At 40.4% G+C, this 15,421-nt stretch carries 14 protein-coding genes; all 14 read left to right on the forward strand.

The genetic code is table 11. The features are described 5' to 3' along the window. The first annotated feature begins 35 nt into the window (after positions 1-35). A complete protein-coding gene (locus BI182_RS06570) occupies positions 36-326 on the forward strand; it encodes a hypothetical protein (RefSeq protein ID WP_286806400.1) in 291 nt (96 codons plus the stop codon). Continuing rightward, the gene (locus BI182_RS06575; protein ID WP_286806402.1) at positions 326-4,105 is read left to right on the forward strand and encodes a peptidoglycan DD-metalloendopeptidase family protein; all 3,780 of its coding nucleotides are present in this window, start codon (positions 326-328) and stop codon (positions 4,103-4,105) included. The genes BI182_RS06570 and BI182_RS06575 overlap by 1 nt, the downstream gene beginning before the upstream one ends. 53 nt (positions 4,106-4,158) lie before the next feature. After that, entirely contained in the window at positions 4,159-4,995 is an 837-nt protein-coding gene (locus BI182_RS17315; RefSeq protein ID WP_286806404.1) for a phage tail family protein, read from the forward strand. A gap of 3 nt (positions 4,996-4,998) precedes the next feature. Further along, positions 4,999-6,093, forward strand: a complete 1,095-nt coding sequence (locus BI182_RS06585; protein WP_286806406.1) for a siphovirus ReqiPepy6 Gp37-like family protein — start codon at positions 4,999-5,001, stop codon at positions 6,091-6,093. A 4-nt stretch (positions 6,094-6,097) separates the two neighbouring features. Then, the gene (locus BI182_RS06590; RefSeq protein WP_286806408.1) at positions 6,098-8,776 is read left to right on the forward strand and encodes a discoidin domain-containing protein; all 2,679 of its coding nucleotides are present in this window, start codon (positions 6,098-6,100) and stop codon (positions 8,774-8,776) included. Continuing rightward, positions 8,776-9,000, forward strand: a complete 225-nt coding sequence (locus BI182_RS06595) for a hypothetical protein (RefSeq protein WP_286806409.1) — start codon at positions 8,776-8,778, stop codon at positions 8,998-9,000. The genes BI182_RS06590 and BI182_RS06595 overlap by 1 nt, the downstream gene beginning before the upstream one ends. Further along, positions 9,000-9,176: a CD1375 family protein gene (locus BI182_RS06600; protein ID WP_286806410.1), complete on the forward strand. Its 177-nt coding sequence runs from the start codon at positions 9,000-9,002 to the stop codon at positions 9,174-9,176. The genes BI182_RS06595 and BI182_RS06600 overlap by 1 nt, the downstream gene beginning before the upstream one ends. Positions 9,177-9,231: 55 nt before the next feature. After that, entirely contained in the window at positions 9,232-9,606 is a 375-nt protein-coding gene (locus BI182_RS06605; RefSeq protein WP_286806411.1) for a hypothetical protein, read from the forward strand. Positions 9,607-9,620: 14 nt separating this feature from the next. Then, the gene (locus BI182_RS06610) at positions 9,621-10,007 is read left to right on the forward strand and encodes a phage holin (protein ID WP_286806412.1); all 387 of its coding nucleotides are present in this window, start codon (positions 9,621-9,623) and stop codon (positions 10,005-10,007) included. 17 nt (positions 10,008-10,024) lie between these two features. Further along, complete coding sequence (locus BI182_RS06615; RefSeq protein WP_286806414.1) at positions 10,025-11,539, forward strand: GH25 family lysozyme; 1,515 nt, start codon at positions 10,025-10,027, stop codon at positions 11,537-11,539. Between the two features lie 267 nt (positions 11,540-11,806). Beyond that, positions 11,807-12,259, forward strand: a complete 453-nt coding sequence (locus tag BI182_RS06620) for a Panacea domain-containing protein (RefSeq protein WP_286806415.1) — start codon at positions 11,807-11,809, stop codon at positions 12,257-12,259. Next, positions 12,243-13,082: a hypothetical protein gene (locus tag BI182_RS06625; protein ID WP_286806417.1), complete on the forward strand. Its 840-nt coding sequence runs from the start codon at positions 12,243-12,245 to the stop codon at positions 13,080-13,082. Before BI182_RS06620 ends, BI182_RS06625 begins: the two co-directional genes overlap by 17 nt. A gap of 93 nt (positions 13,083-13,175) precedes the next feature. Further along, a complete protein-coding gene (locus BI182_RS06630; protein ID WP_286806418.1) occupies positions 13,176-14,720 on the forward strand; it encodes an MBL fold metallo-hydrolase in 1,545 nt (514 codons plus the stop codon). 11 nt (positions 14,721-14,731) lie between these two features. After that, positions 14,732-14,944, forward strand: coding sequence for a DUF3006 domain-containing protein (locus BI182_RS06635; RefSeq protein ID WP_286806420.1), 213 nt, complete (start codon positions 14,732-14,734; stop codon positions 14,942-14,944). Positions 14,945-15,421: the final 477 nt, after the last annotated feature.

Consider the following 15,421-nt stretch of genomic DNA (forward strand, 5'->3'; position numbering starts at 1 on the left):
AATTTTACAAAGAGAAAACCGCCGTTGATGTGATCATGAATGAGCGGTTTTTTTCTTATTGTTTGAAAAAATTCAGAGAAAAGCAGGATGAACTGGGAAAATTCATTGGTGCCGAAAAAGAATACAGCCCAATGAAGCAGGCCCTTAAAGAAAAAGGCCTCATTAAAGAGGATGATCACAGAGAAGACCTGTTATATGAGATATACCAGGTCGTTTATTTTGCGGTTGAGCAATTAAACTGCTCTTTTTTTGAGGCCTGGAATGGCGATTACATTGATATTTATGAAGCATTGATTTTCAAAATTAAAAACGGAGGTGATGACTAATGGCAAGCGCAACCCTAAGAGTTGGAGCTGATATTTCAGAATTTCAAAAAGCAACTAAACAGATGAATGACGAAATGAAGACGCTGGATTCAGCAATGAAAGCTTCAGCGTCGGCAGCCGCATTAGCAGATGACAAATTCAAAGGGCTGAAAGATCAGCAGTCATTATTAGCCGATAAAGTGAAAATTGCTTCGGAGGCTGTTCAGACTCAAAAGAGTTATATTGATACACTGGCAGAAAAACAGGAAAAACTAAAAACCAAACAGTCAGAGTTGACCACAAAAATTGCTGAAACAACCGAAAAATGGGAAGCAGCAAAGGCCCAATATGGCAAAAATAGTGATGAAGCTAAAAAGCTGGCCGATGATCTGGGAAAACTTGAGAAACAGCAGAAAAATAATGACAGTGCCATTGATTCAAATATCACAAAAATCAACGCTGCTAATAAAAAGCTAGAAGACAATAAAGACAAACTCAATCAGACTGAAAAAGCATTAAAGGATGTCAATAAAGAGGTCAGTTCATTCAAAATCAATGAGTTGGCAGACAATCTGGGGAATGCTTCCACTAAAATGAAAGATTTGGGTGGGAGCCTGACAGCTGGGATAACCGTTCCGATAGCAGCAGCGGTAACCGGGTTGGGTTTGCTGGCATCAAAGGCCATTGATAATGCAGACGGAATTCAGAAAATGTCCGATGTGACCGGGATCTCAGCTGAAAGATTACAGGAGCTGCAATATGCCGGGAATAATCTTGGGGTGAGTCTGGATACCATTGCCGGTGCCCAGGCAAAGCTGACTAAATCCATGGCGGCGGCCATTGATGGTACGGGAACCCAGGCAGAGGCGTTTTCTACTCTGGGAATATCAGTAACCGATAGCAACGGGAATCTCAGAGATGCCAAAGATGTCATGAACGAGGCTTTTTCAGCGCTTAATGGAGTAGGTAACGAAACAGAGCGGGATGCATTGGCCATGAGTATCTTCGGTAAGTCTGCAATGGAATTAAACCCAATGATCAAAGCTGGATCCGATGAGATGGCACGATTGACAGAAGAGGCCAGAAAAGTTGGAGCAGTATTAAGCAACGAAGACATTTCGGCCATGGACGCCTTTGGCGACTCCATGGATGCTGTGAAAATGGCAATCTCTGCTGGTTTTGCTAAAGCGTTTGCGGAATTACTTCCTAAATTGCAGGAACTCATGCCTGTGATCCAGGATCAGATTGTTCCGGCCATTGCTGGTTTTGCAGAGGGAATAGCTGATCTAATTTTAAAATTCAGCAATTTACCTGGACCATTACAGGGAATAGTCGGTGGAGCTGCAGGTTTAACGGTAGCCATGGGACCATTACTGATGTTATTCGGTGGAATCGCCGGGGGATTATCAAATATCTTAGGTTTAGTGGGTTCATCCGGATTAATTGGAGGAATGAGTGGCGCAGCCGGAGCGACCGGGGGATTATCAGCCGCATTTACGGCGTTAACCGGGCCGGTGGGCATAGCAGTGGCAGCAGTAGCAGCCATTGGAGCCGTCATTGCCGGCGCCTGGCAGAATTCAGAAATCTTTCGTGATTCAGTGGGTTCAGCTTTTGAATCAATTAAAGTTACGATTCAAGATGCGTTTGCCCGGATCAGTGAAGCCATGGGTCCGGCGTTGGCATCATTTCAGGGATTTTCTTCAGATGTGACACCAATTCTACAGCAGATCGGTGATTTTCTGGGAACGTATGTTGTGCCAATTGTAAAAGATTTTTTCAACAACTTTATCAATGGGTTTGCCAATGTGATTGTTGCTATTGCGCCATTCATCGAAGGGTTAGGTAATTTACTGGCTTTTATCGGGAACCTGGTAGGAGCTGTATTTGCTTTATTCAATGGTGATTGGGCTGCAGCTTGGACTTTTGCTCAGTCAGCTGGACAGAGCTTCATTGATTTTCTTGGAAATGGACTGGAAGGTCTGAAGAATGTATTTTTCCTGATTTTCGGGGAACTCATTGCAAAGATTCAAGAATCCTGGACAAATATTCAAACATCAACAACCGAGGCGTGGAATGCCATTACTTCATTTTTGCAAACAACATTACAGAGTATTTATGATAATACGATCGGGAAATTGACAGAAACAGCAACCGGGATGGCCCAGAAGTGGAATGAAGCTAAAGAAGACACCCAAGCAAAATGGGAAGCCATTAAGCAGGATCTGGCCACCAAGTGGAATGAGATCAAGCAGGATGTGACAACCAAGGTAACAGATACGGCCAAGCAGGTTGCCGATAAATGGCAGGAAGCAAAAACAGACTCCCAGCAGAAGTGGAATGACATTAAGCAGGATCTGGCCACCAAGTGGAATGAGATCAAGCAGGATGTAACAACCAAGGTGACAGATACGGCCAAGCAGGTTGCCGATAAATGGCAGGAAGCAAAAACAGATTCCCAGAAAAAGTGGGATGACATTAAAACAGATTTGGCCAGTAAATGGGATGATATTAAGAAGGATATAACAACCAAGGTAACCGATACGGCCACAAAGGTTGCTGAAAAATGGGAGGAAGCAAAGACTGATTCATCAACCAAATGGAGCGCAATCAGGGAAGATCTGAAAACAAAAATTGGTGAAATTTATACAAACACCATTGAAAAAGCAGGGAGTATTTTCACTGATTTACAGTCGAAATGGGATGCTATCAAAACCGATACTGAAACCAAATGGGATGGCATAAAAGGAACAATTGAAACTGCGGTCAAGAATTTACCTGAGTACTTAAAAGGAATTGGCAGCGGAATGATGACTGAAATGGCGGCGGGGATAGCACTTAAGATAAATGAGGTTTATACTGGCGTTTCAACCCTCGTTACAGATGTCATTCAAAAATTCAAAGATGGTTTTGGGATCGCTTCTCCTTCAACAGTATTAAGAGACATCGGTCAGTTTATGATTCAGGGATTAATCAAAGGTCTTTCAGGTGACAGCCTGATGTCATTTGTGAATAACATTGTGGATCAGATTAAAACAGCATTTTCCAATGGTGCGCTTAATGTTGGAAGTATCATGGCAACGTTGGGTAGTTCAGCAATGGATTTTCTCTCAAAGATTGGCATTAATCTGGGTGCTGGATCAGTCGGACTAAATGGAATGTTCTGGGGATCACCGACAGGAACAAGCGTTTCTGATGAAAATTTTGCCTGGGATGAAGACTTTGGAGACAGAGCGGGATCAGTAGGAAGTCAATATCATGAAGGGCTCGATTTTAATGATACAGTAGGAGCCGGATCACCGCTTTATTCAATTCAAAATGGGGTGGTTTCATCGGCTGGTTATAATGGCGGATATGGAAACCAGGTTGTTATTGATTTTGGAAACGGGATCGCAGCAGCATATTCTCACTTAGATAGTATTGCAGTTGAAGCAGGGCAAGCGGTAAGCCTTGGACAAATTATCGGAACAGTCGGAAATACCGGTGCATCTTATGGGGCTCATCTTCATTTTGGGTTATTGATTAATGGCCAACTGGTCGATCCAATGCAGCTATGGTCAGGTGCCAGCTTTGATGTGGGATCCAGGTACGTTCCTGAAGATATGATTGCCATGATCCATAAAGGAGAAGCAATTATTCCAGCAGATCAAAACCCATATGTAAACAGTGGTGGTCCGGTCTGGTCACAGGGTACAAAGGTAGAATTCACGCAAAATAACTATAGCCCTAAAGAACTGAGCCCGTCAGAGTCTGCCCGATTTGCCAAACGTGGGCTTCAGGAGTGGGCCTTAATGATGGCGTAGAGGAGTTGAGATAACTGAAAACATTAAAATACATAAACAGCCAGGGAGAAGAGTTGATTTTCACAGACTCAGCTCCTTTTTGGTTAAAGGAATTTTCTCAGAATACCGGAGTTGTTAATCACACAAACAAAGGATCTGGTCAAGACGGGAATACATTTTTAAGCAATTCATTGGATGATAGCGATATTTCTTTAAAAATATCAGTTAGAGGTAGTGAAAAAAGTGAATTCGATCAGCTTAAATCAAAATTAAGGAGAGTTTTTAATCCGAAATTTGGAATGGGATCACTTATTCATAATAATGGTGAAAAAGATCTGGAAATTAAATGTGTACCCGCAAAGGTTCCGTTTATAGTAAACAAGAGCGATCGAAGAGGGGAATGCATTATATCTTTAATCGCAAATAACCCGTATTGGATGGATATGAACCAGACAAAAGAGGAAATAGCACTCTGGGTAGGCGACTTTGAATTCGACATCCTAAACGGTCTGCAGATCCCAGAGGATGGCATCATCATGGGTCACCGGGAACCGAGTTTGATTGTCAATTGTCCCAACGATGGCGATGGAGAGGCCGGAATGATCATTGAATTCCGGGCTTTGGCCACTCTGACAAATCCTTCACTCCGAAACGTCAATACCCAGGAATTTGTGAAAATCAATAAAACCATGGTGGCCGGCGAGATCATTCGGGTGAATACACATTTCGCTGAAGAGGATGTGGAAATGGAGCTGAACGGGGTGACGTCCAATGCATTTAACTACATCGATGAAGATATGACATTCCTGAAGCTTTACCAGGGCGACAACCTTTTCCGGTACGATGCGGAAACCGGCCTGGATAATCTGGTAGTAAATATCTACCGCCAAAATAAATATCTGGGGGTATAGAGTATGGATCTTTATGTAGCAGACAGAAGCTTTAATAAACTGGGTACCGTAAACAACCGGACATCATTACGCTGGGTGCGCCGGTACCGAAAAACCGGAGAATTTGAGATCCATTGCCCGGCAACGTCGCAGAACATTGAGAAGCTGCAGCGGGGAAATGTCATCATCAAGCCCGGGGATCCGGAAGCAGGGTTTATTAAATATCGAAACCTGCAGGAGAACGATGAGGGTAAAGAGTTGCTTGTAGTCAAAGGTGACTTCCTGACCGGGTATTTGAATCGGCGGATCATCTGGGGGATGGAAGTCATAAATGGACTGGTGGAAGTAGCCATGCGGACGTTAGTCACAAAAAACGCAATCAGTCCGATAGATTCAGGTAGAATCATCCCGGGGTTATCCCTGGGAACGCTGATGAGCTACACCGAAACCGCCGATTATCAGACATCCTATGCAAATTTGACGGATGAACTTGAAAACCTGAGCAATCTGTCAGATATCGGGTTTCGTGTCCGATACGACGGATCAACCAAGTCAATGCAGTTTGAGACCTATAAAGGGCTGGATCGGACCGCTGGCCAGAGTGACAATCCCCGATGCATTTTCAGTAAAGACTATAACAACGTCGAAAAGCAGGAGTTTACCGAAAGTGACAGCAGTTTCCGGAATGTTTGTCTGGTTGGCGGCATCGGAGAAGGTGCCGACAGAAAACTGACAACGGTTGGCAGCGCAGCAGGTCTGGATCGGTTCGAAGTGTTTTCGGATCAGAAGAGCCTGAGCAATGTTGTGGATAGCGTCACCTTGACTGATGCAGAATACCAGGCGCTGCTTCAGGGCAAGGGAAGTGAAGTTCTCACCCAGAATAAAAAGATCTGCGTGTTTGACAGCTCCATTGACGTTAACGCCAACAGGAAATACAAAGAGGATTATGATCTGGGGGATATCGTGACAAACATCAATAAAAAATGGGGCGTTAAGCTGGATACCAGGATCGAAGAAATAGAAGAGGTCTATGAGGAAGCCGGCGAAAAAATAAATGTTGTTTTCGGGGATGAAGCGCCGACGCTGATTGATAAAATTAAACAATTAAGAAAGGGGTGATCAAATGGCAGAACAGAGTGGGATTTTCCCATCAGTAAACGGGGACAGAAAGTATTTTACAAGCTTTTTTGCTGAGTATTTTGCCGATTTTATAAGTAATGGGATCTACCCGAATCCATCAACCCAGTGTCAAGTATTGGCTAATAATGACATGACCGTAACGCTGAAGCCTGGGAATGCCTATATTAATGGGTACAAGTATATAAATGATAGTGACAAAAGTTTAAGCATTGAAACAGCAGATGGTGTTTTAAAACGGATTGATCGGATTGTAATACGGTACACGGTGTTAAACCGGGAAATTAAGGCTTATGTGAAAAAAGGAACGTTTGCTAGTACGCCAACAGCTCCAAGCCTGCAGCGTGATGCAGATATGTGGGAGTTGGGTATTGCGGATATCTATGTTGCAAACGGGGCTGTGAGTATTTCCCAGGCCAATATTACAGATCTACGCCTTAACAGTACTTATTGTGGGATTGTGCATGGTGTGATCGATCAAGTAGATACAACAACAATTTTTAACCAATTTCAGGCTTGGTATGCTGAGACGATTGACGACGCAACAACCGATATTGCATCGATGCTTTCAGCATTCCAGAGTAGTTTCAATGCTTGGTTTGCTAATTTACAGGATATTCTGGACGAAAATACAGCTGGTAATTTATTGAACATGATCAATACTTTGACAACACGGATGACCGAAGCTGAATTGGCGATTGAACAGAATGTAGACAATATAGCAGATCACGTAATAATAAAAGCAGCGGAAAATGTACTAGGTCACGTTAAGACAGACAGTATCGATACAGACGGAAACCTGATCATCCCATTTCCAGAGGATTATGGACGATATTCTGTTAACGCTGGTTGGGATGATGCAATTTTCAAGGGATGTGAAGTTTTAGACGGATCTTTGAAATTAATCAATGAGCCAACAGGCATTAAAGAATATCTAGGTGAAGGAAGCACGCTATCAGCTACAACGATGTTGTTTTTATTCTCAGGGACAAACAGTTTCAATGTTGGAACGAGGTTTGTTAACTGGGTTGAAGTTTTCATCACAACAAAAGGTACCGGCGCATTTGTCTGTGAAATATATGATTTTACAAAACAAAAAGTTATTGCCAGAAGTATAAAACAATTCGCTGATATTACGGCTGGTCAAATGACACGATTCACATTTAATGAACCAGTGGATAGAGGAAGCCAGGATTATCTAAGTATTCGATTATATGCATTAAATAACAGTGCCTGGACGATAAAGGGGCAGTATTCCAGCATGTCTGGTTATTCATATTATACTGCAACTTCTAATAATACAGTTACTTATACTTACAACAGCTATGGAATCCCTTATATCAGAATGGGATATGGATATCAACCATTAACAGGCAAAGGATCGGTTGATGTTAACAGACCTAATGTAAAAAAATGGGGCAATTTGAAATTTGCAAAGATTGATGCAACCGGTGCAAGTATCGTTTGCGATTTGTTAAAGATGGACGATTATGAAACGGTAAAAAGTTCAATCCCAATAATGACCTCAAATACATTACCGAGCGGGGTTGCGTCAGCAAGTTCAGATGCCGGAACGAACGTACAAGCATATAAGGCGTTTGACAATGATCCCAATTCATACTGGCAATCTAGCGGCAACGGGCCAGCATGGTTACAGTATTCATTTACTACACCTATAACTCCAACAATGTACGAGATACAAGTAAACACCTCTGGAAATTACTTTCCGTCATTTTGGACTTTGTTGGGAAGTGATGATGCGGTAAGTTGGACTGTGTTAGATGTGCAAAATAAGGAACTGTGGGGCGCTAGTCAAAAATTAGCATTTAATATTAATTGTTCTAAATCGTATAAATATTTTAGATTGAATATGCCCAACAATTCAAGTTATTCTTGCTATAATATTTCCAACTTTAAAGTGGGTTTTGAAAATGAGGGTACTGTTTTAAAAACAGGGTTAACAGAAAAAACGGATTTGTCAGATGTTTCAGCCGATGACAAATTGAGATTTCGATGGACTCTTTCAAGAAACAGTGCTGCTATCAACTCTCCTACAGTCTTGAATCCAAGTGTAACATGGGAAAAAGAGTATTTGAAAGAGTGGGAGCACATACAGACGTATGAACACAAATCATATTCGGATGGAACTGTCAAATTTAGATTCCCTAAAAAATATTCAAAGCTAAGATTGAAAGTGGAAAAGTTAAGAAGCTATAGCACAACAAACGTCTATGCTTCATATTTTGGGTTGTTTTCTAAAGATGATGGATCATTAGGTTCTCACTTTGGGGTACAGCAAGAAGTTTTCATTAGAACGTCGGATAACTCTTATATTCCACTTAATTCTATTGCAAGTGGGACAGGAGATATAAAACTTGGAACCAATCTCATGGGACAGAACAAAGATCCGATTGCAAATTATGGTGGACGATCAGAAGAAAGCACGACGTTTGATATTTTAATTATTAGAGATAAAGGTTATAGACCAAAGTGCATATATAAAGGGTATTCTTCAAGCAAAAACGCTGATTTATACTGCTTTTCTAAATTAGACGGATACAGTTACTATGACAATTATCAAGGTGATGATGTTGAAGGAATTAAATTTTCTCTAACTTACATGATGCCAGGAGCGGTATTTTCTTTATGGGGGTGTGAAGATTAATGAGCTATACAAAAACAAATGACGATGGGTTATGGGAAGTCGACGGTTTTGTTGAAGTGCTTATTGAGCCATCAGAGGTATTTATTGAAAAAAGAAAAATAATCGATGAAGAAAGAGAACAGCAAAAAATACTTGATAGTCTAATTCCAAATGAAAAAGAAATTCTGATGGCAGAAATTGAAATTCAAACCATTCAAATATTACAGGAAGGAGGTCTTTTATAATGACAGCATTACAAAAAAGATTAACAAATGCTTATGCCACGTTGGTTATGGCAGGAAGAAAAAAACTTGAAGAAGTGCCGGAAACAGAGTGGGAATTGAGCGATGGCACAAAAACCACTCTGAGAGCGGAAGTTGAAATTGAAATTGCAAACCGGGAAGTAGCAGCTTTATCATAGGCTGTTTTTTTATTTAAAAAAAACGACATTGAAAAAGAATCACAGGAGGGTGGAATTGGGAGCGGAAACGGCGTTTGATCTGGCAGTAAAGGTAGTGGGAGGGGTTCTCGTATTATTAACATTTAAAGCAAAGATATGGCCACCGGTCATTGAGTGCTTAAGAAAAAAAATTATCAAGCCACATGATGATCTAAATAAGCGGTGTGATGAGTATGAAAAAACTCAAAAGATTCTGATCGCCGGACAATTGGCGATACTCCATGATCGGGTATACCAGGCATGTAAACATTACATCGAACAGGAAAGCATCGATGTTGAGGATCTGAAGAATCTGGAACACCTTTATAATGCTTATACGGCCATGGGTGGAAATGGAACATGCAAAAAGCTGTATGAGCGTGTATGCGCTCTGAAATTCAAAACAGATTAAGGAGAAATAAGAAAATGAAAGAAAAAATAACAAAAATTGCGGATGCTCTAAGTGGAGTGTCCGTTTCTACGTGGGTGGTACTGGCAACAATTCTTTTAGCGGTTGTAAATGCGATTCTTACAGTAACCGGGCATAATCCGATTGAGGTATCAGATGATCAGCTATTTCAGTACGTGTCGTGGGCGCTGGTATTTGCCAGTATCGGTTATGGGATCTGGAAAAATATATCAATCACGAAATCAGCGCAAACAGCGGATGAGGTGCTAAAACTATTAAAACAGGGATTGGTCACAGTCGCTGAGGTTCAACAATACATCCAACAGGTCAAAGAAAAAAAGAACACATCAGCTGATCAGAATACAGAAACTGTTCAAAATACAGGGAACTATAAAAAAGATTAAAATGCGGAGGTGGCGAAATGCTGCAAATCGAAGGAATTGACGTTTCTCAGCACCAGGGGGATATTCAATGGTCACTCGTAAAAAACTCAAACAAAAAGTTTTCCGGCGTCCGAATCGGATGGGGTGAAGCCAGGAATGCATCAGGTGGGGAACTTGATGCAAAAGCTCTGGTCAACTTGGATGCATGTGTTGCCAATGGTATTCCACCAATGCCATACTTGTACTCCTATGCTCAAACCGTGGAAGAGGCAAAGATGGAAGCAAATTTTGTTAAAACCATATTGTCCAAGTATCCACGATCAACCTTTGCATATCCAATCGCATATGATGTTGAGGATCAGCAGTATCAGGGGAACATCGACATTAACCCGATCATTGATGCATTCTGTGAAGAGATCCATGATTCCGGGTATAAAGTCATTGTTTATACGTCATTGGATTGGTTTGAAAATAAGGTTAATGACATCAACAAAGGAAAGTGGTTCAAGTGGTTGGCTCAATGGGATGTGGATCAGCCGGAATTTATACCCAGCATCTGGCAGTATTCAGATAAAGGATCTGTTGAAGGTATTTCCGGAAACGTTGATCTTAATATCTGTTATCAGGACTACGTGAACATTGACAACCCATTTCCGATGAAATCAGTAGAAGTCGTTGTTACACAGCCATCTAGTCCATCCCAGGAAGTGATTACACCAGCGGATCCGTTAAGTGTCCAGGTATTTTCTATTATAGAAGAGCAAAGAGTTCTAAGACTTTTAAATTATGGAGATATCCAAGCGGATGGACAAGCCGGCGATTTAACAAGATCTGCAAGAAATAATGCTAGAAGAGGTTATGGCCTGGCTGAAACCGGAGAATCAGGTCTGGATCTGGAACGGTGCCTAAGAGGTCAGCTAATGTCAGTGCAGGCCCGGTTAAATGAATTAGGTTATGTATGCGATATTGATGGTCGCCTTGGAGATACCGGCACCCAAACAACAGACCGGGTATTAAGTTTCCAGAAAGATAGAAACTTGACAATTGACGGAATAATTGGGACCAATACTTTTACGGCGTTGTTCTCAGTGACAAATGCACCGGTAGCAGCAACGGCACCGGTAGTCGCATTGCCTGAAGGAATGGCCTCAAAGAATTTCAGTTGGTACGAGTTCGCCTGTGGATGCATCAAGGGGGATCCGACAAGCGGTTGCAATGGATATCCGGAAACAAATTATGGACAGATCATAGCGCAACAGCTAATTGATAAACTGCAGCAGCTCCGGGACTATGTCGGGGCGATTGTCATAACGTGTGGGATCCGCTGTCCGGAGAACAACAAATACTGGCAAGGCGTTTGGAATTCACTGCATATGTTGGGTGAAGCTATAGACTGTTATTGTCCAGGACTGGACATCATCGAATTTGCCAGGATAGCATGGCAGGTATTTGGCATTGCGGTTAGGGTATACCCATCACAGGAATTTGCTCATTTAGAGTTGTCAGACCTTGGTGGCGTATACAACCAGGAAACAGGCGTGTTCATTTATTAAGACTCAAGCTGCCCGAAAGGGTAGCTGTTTTTTTATTTTTTGTGACAAACTTTGCTATTATACTACAATTGCAAAAGAAAATCAAAGGAATTAACAATAATATAGTTGTCAAAAAGGGTTAATATGGTATAGAATACGGGTATAAACTTAACAAATTGTTAAATATTGAGCATTGCATGTGTTTACGGTAAATATGTGCAATGTATTTTGACATTATCTCAAAATGTTAATTCATTTGATAATGTGTCTTGAAAGGTAGGTAAAAAAATGGCATACTCAGTTTTTGATACGGCTAAATACGTTGTATCTGAATATGAAAAGAAGGAAAGCGGAATTTCTAATCTTAAACTGCAAAAGGTACTTTTTTACGTACAAATGAATTCTTTAAATAAGACCGGATGTGTATTTTTTGATGCGGCATTTGAAGCTTGGAGACATGGACCAGTAATTAACGAGTTGTACTCAGCTCTAAAAAAATACATATCTACTCCAATTTCTTTGGATGACAATATTTTTAAACAAGCAATAGACATAGACCCATGTGACACGTATTTAATCAATGAAATAATTGATATAACATTAGATATAGATCCTTGGAAATTAGTTGATTATACACACGAAACAAAGGCATGGAAAGATAGTTATTTGCCAAGATGTAATAATACAATTCCTATATCTGATATTGCGTCAGAAAGGGTAAATATTGGACAAACAAACTGATAAAAGTAAGAGCAAAAATAAAAGAGATTCGTTGAGCAAATTGCTTCGTGAAATACATATAGTTAATGATAGAGAATTTGAAAGAAAAATTGGAAGCTACAAAGAAGACTTCAAAAGGTATTATCAAGACGGAAATTATAATCTATACAGTCAAACATATCAATGGTTGTCAGACATTGAAGATCAAGGAGCTTTAGATTATTTAGATTTTCGTTTAGCTCAAATTGAAACGTTGCTTGATGAAGACGAAACATGTAGTGAGAAAATAGTAGAAAAATTTATCAAGTTACGTGATTATACTGTGCTAGAAGCAGCTAGAGCGACAAACTACAATTCAATTAAAGATACCGAGGAGAATGCAAAATCTATTTTAAATGAAACCAGAAATTTAAAAGATCAAGTTCTCGAGGATAGGAAAAATTCAAATATCCAAGCAGTAACTGTTTTAAGTATTTTCACTGGTGTTGCAATGGCATTTTTTGGCGGTTTTTCGATGTTCTCAGGTGCGTTGACTAGCATCAAAGATAAGGGCGATTATATACATATTGCCATCATTTCTTTGATCGTAGGTTTTGTTATGTTCAATACTATTTATTCTTTGATTTATGCGGCTGGAAGGGTATCCGGAAGTACACTTGCACCAAAGAATCATGAGAATTGTCTTGAATGTGGGAATGGAGACACTTGCAATGATAAAATGAAATTAAATAAGTGGTTTCATAAATTCATTCGAAAATATCCATACGCTTTTGTTATGAATATCTTTCTATTATTTTTAATTGTAATATTTTTATTAGTAGATGTATTTTTATTACCGGCTTAGTGCCGGTCTTTTTTTTATTTACCGTTGAATTTCACTTAGCTTCAATGTTACAATCGTTATCATAGAGTAAAAGTTGAGAAGGAGGACGAATTTGTGAAAAAAAGCATTCAAAAGTTTTCAGTATTGTTATTGGCTTTATTGCTTATTGTGGGAATGATCCCAGCCAGTGTTATGGCTGCTTCTACCCCTACTGCATCTTATTGCACCCACGTTCAAAATGTTGGTTGGCAAGATTATAAAAGCAATGGTGTAATGAGTGGTACCGAGGGTAAGTCTTATCGATTAGAGGGAATTAAGATCAAACTGGATACTCAGGGCTATGATCTGGGAGTATCCTATCAGACACACATCGAAAACATTGGATGGGAAGCAGATACATCCAGAGGTTGGAAGGCCAATGATGTTATGAGTGGAACAGAGGGTCTTTCATATCGTCTTGAAGGTATCCAAATTAAGCTTACCGGGGCTGATGCTTCAAAATTTGACATCTACTACCAGGTCCATGCTCAAAACATCGGTTGGATGGGATGGGCGAAAAATGGCGAAAGTGCCGGAACGGCAGGGTTTAGTTATCGACTCGAAGGTATAAAAATAGTTATTGTACCTGCTGGATCCGCTGCACCAGGATCAACAGAAAAACCATTTGTCAAAAACACCCCAACTTATGGCAAACTTAAAGTAAGTTATATAGATGTAGGGCAAGCCGACAGCATATTGATTCAGCAGGGAGATCACGCTATGTTGATCGATGCCGGCAACAACGATGATGCCAATACTGTCAAAAACTATATTTCTAATCAAGGAGTATCTGTTCTTGACTATGTGATCTGCACACATCCTCACGAGGACCACATAGGGGCAATGGATTATATTGTAAATAGCTTTAATATCGGTAAGATTTATCTTCCTGAAGCCATGGCCACAACTCAAACATTTCAAGATTTATTGACAGCTGTCGCAAATAAAGGAATGCAGTTTAATTCTCCAGTAGCGGGATCTTCATTTATGCTTGGTGATGCCACTTGTACAATTTTAGGACCCATTGAGGGGAATTGGAACCAAGAGGACTTAAACACTAGCTCAATCGTTCTAAAAGTTGACTATAATAATAACAGCTTTATGTTTACTGGTGACGCAGAAGCGGTGAATGAAGCTGCGATGATAAATTCTGGGCGAGATATGAACGTCGATGTTTTGAAGGTTGGACATCATGGTAGCACATCTTCAACGACACAAGCATTTTTAGATGCTACATCACCCTCCTATGCCATCATATCAGTCGGAGTTGGAAATACTTATGGACACCCTGCAGCCAGCACGATAACCAGACTTCAAAATAATGGCGAAAAGATTTTCCGAACAGATCAAAATGGTACGATTGTTGCAACGTCAGATGGAACGAATATTTCTTTTAATGTCAATCCAACGAATCCGGTTCCAGTGACACCAACACCAACACCGACACCAACTCCTACACCAACACCTGAAACACCAATGGACTATACTGTGTATAAGACAACATCAGGTACAAAATATCATCGGGATGGTTGTTCATACCTAAGCAAAAGTAAAATTGCTATTATGAAGTCAGCTGCTATAGCCCAAGGATTAGGGCCATGCAGTAAATGTAACCCATAAAAGGTGAAGAGATGAGAGTAATAATTGATCGATTTGAAGGACGAGCGACGGTATGTGAAAAAGAAGACCGTACAATGACGGAGATACCAAGAATTGTAACTCCGGAAGATGCCAAGGAAGGCGATGTGCTCATTATCGAAAATGGAGAAATCATTATTGATCACAAAGCGACGGAACAAAGAAAAAAAGAAATTGAAGAGTTGGCAAAGGGGTTATGGAAATAAAATTACATAAACAGATCATGGATCCCAGGCATAATAGAACCTGGGATCCTGTTGCTCGATGACATATTTTTTGACATATTTTTGTTTGAAACCAATTTATAATCATTTGCAATAATTGATATAAAACGGCATGGAATAGAGGAGTACTTAAAACAGTTTATCCATATTAATAGCCACTTATACAATTTTTTCGGGTTCGAATCCCTCTCTCTCCGCCATTTGAAATTAATAAAGAAATCGAATAATACAGCCGTTTGTGGCTGTTTTTTTATACTCTTTGCAGGGTTGACCCCTAAGGTTACCCCAAAGAGATTTGTTGACCCCTAAAGACTCTTGATTAATGCGTCCATTCTTTCAAAACTTTAGGCTCATTGGCTAGCCTCTTTTTATAGGATGTTTACCGCCATTTTTAGAAAGATTGAGTTCAAACGGCGGTTTAAGACGCATGCGTTTTTCCTTTATGGGCACAATCGTCAA

This window comes from Acetobacterium sp. MES1 (assembly GCF_002237635.1).
Taxonomy (GTDB): domain Bacteria; phylum Bacillota; class Clostridia; order Eubacteriales; family Eubacteriaceae; genus Acetobacterium; species Acetobacterium wieringae.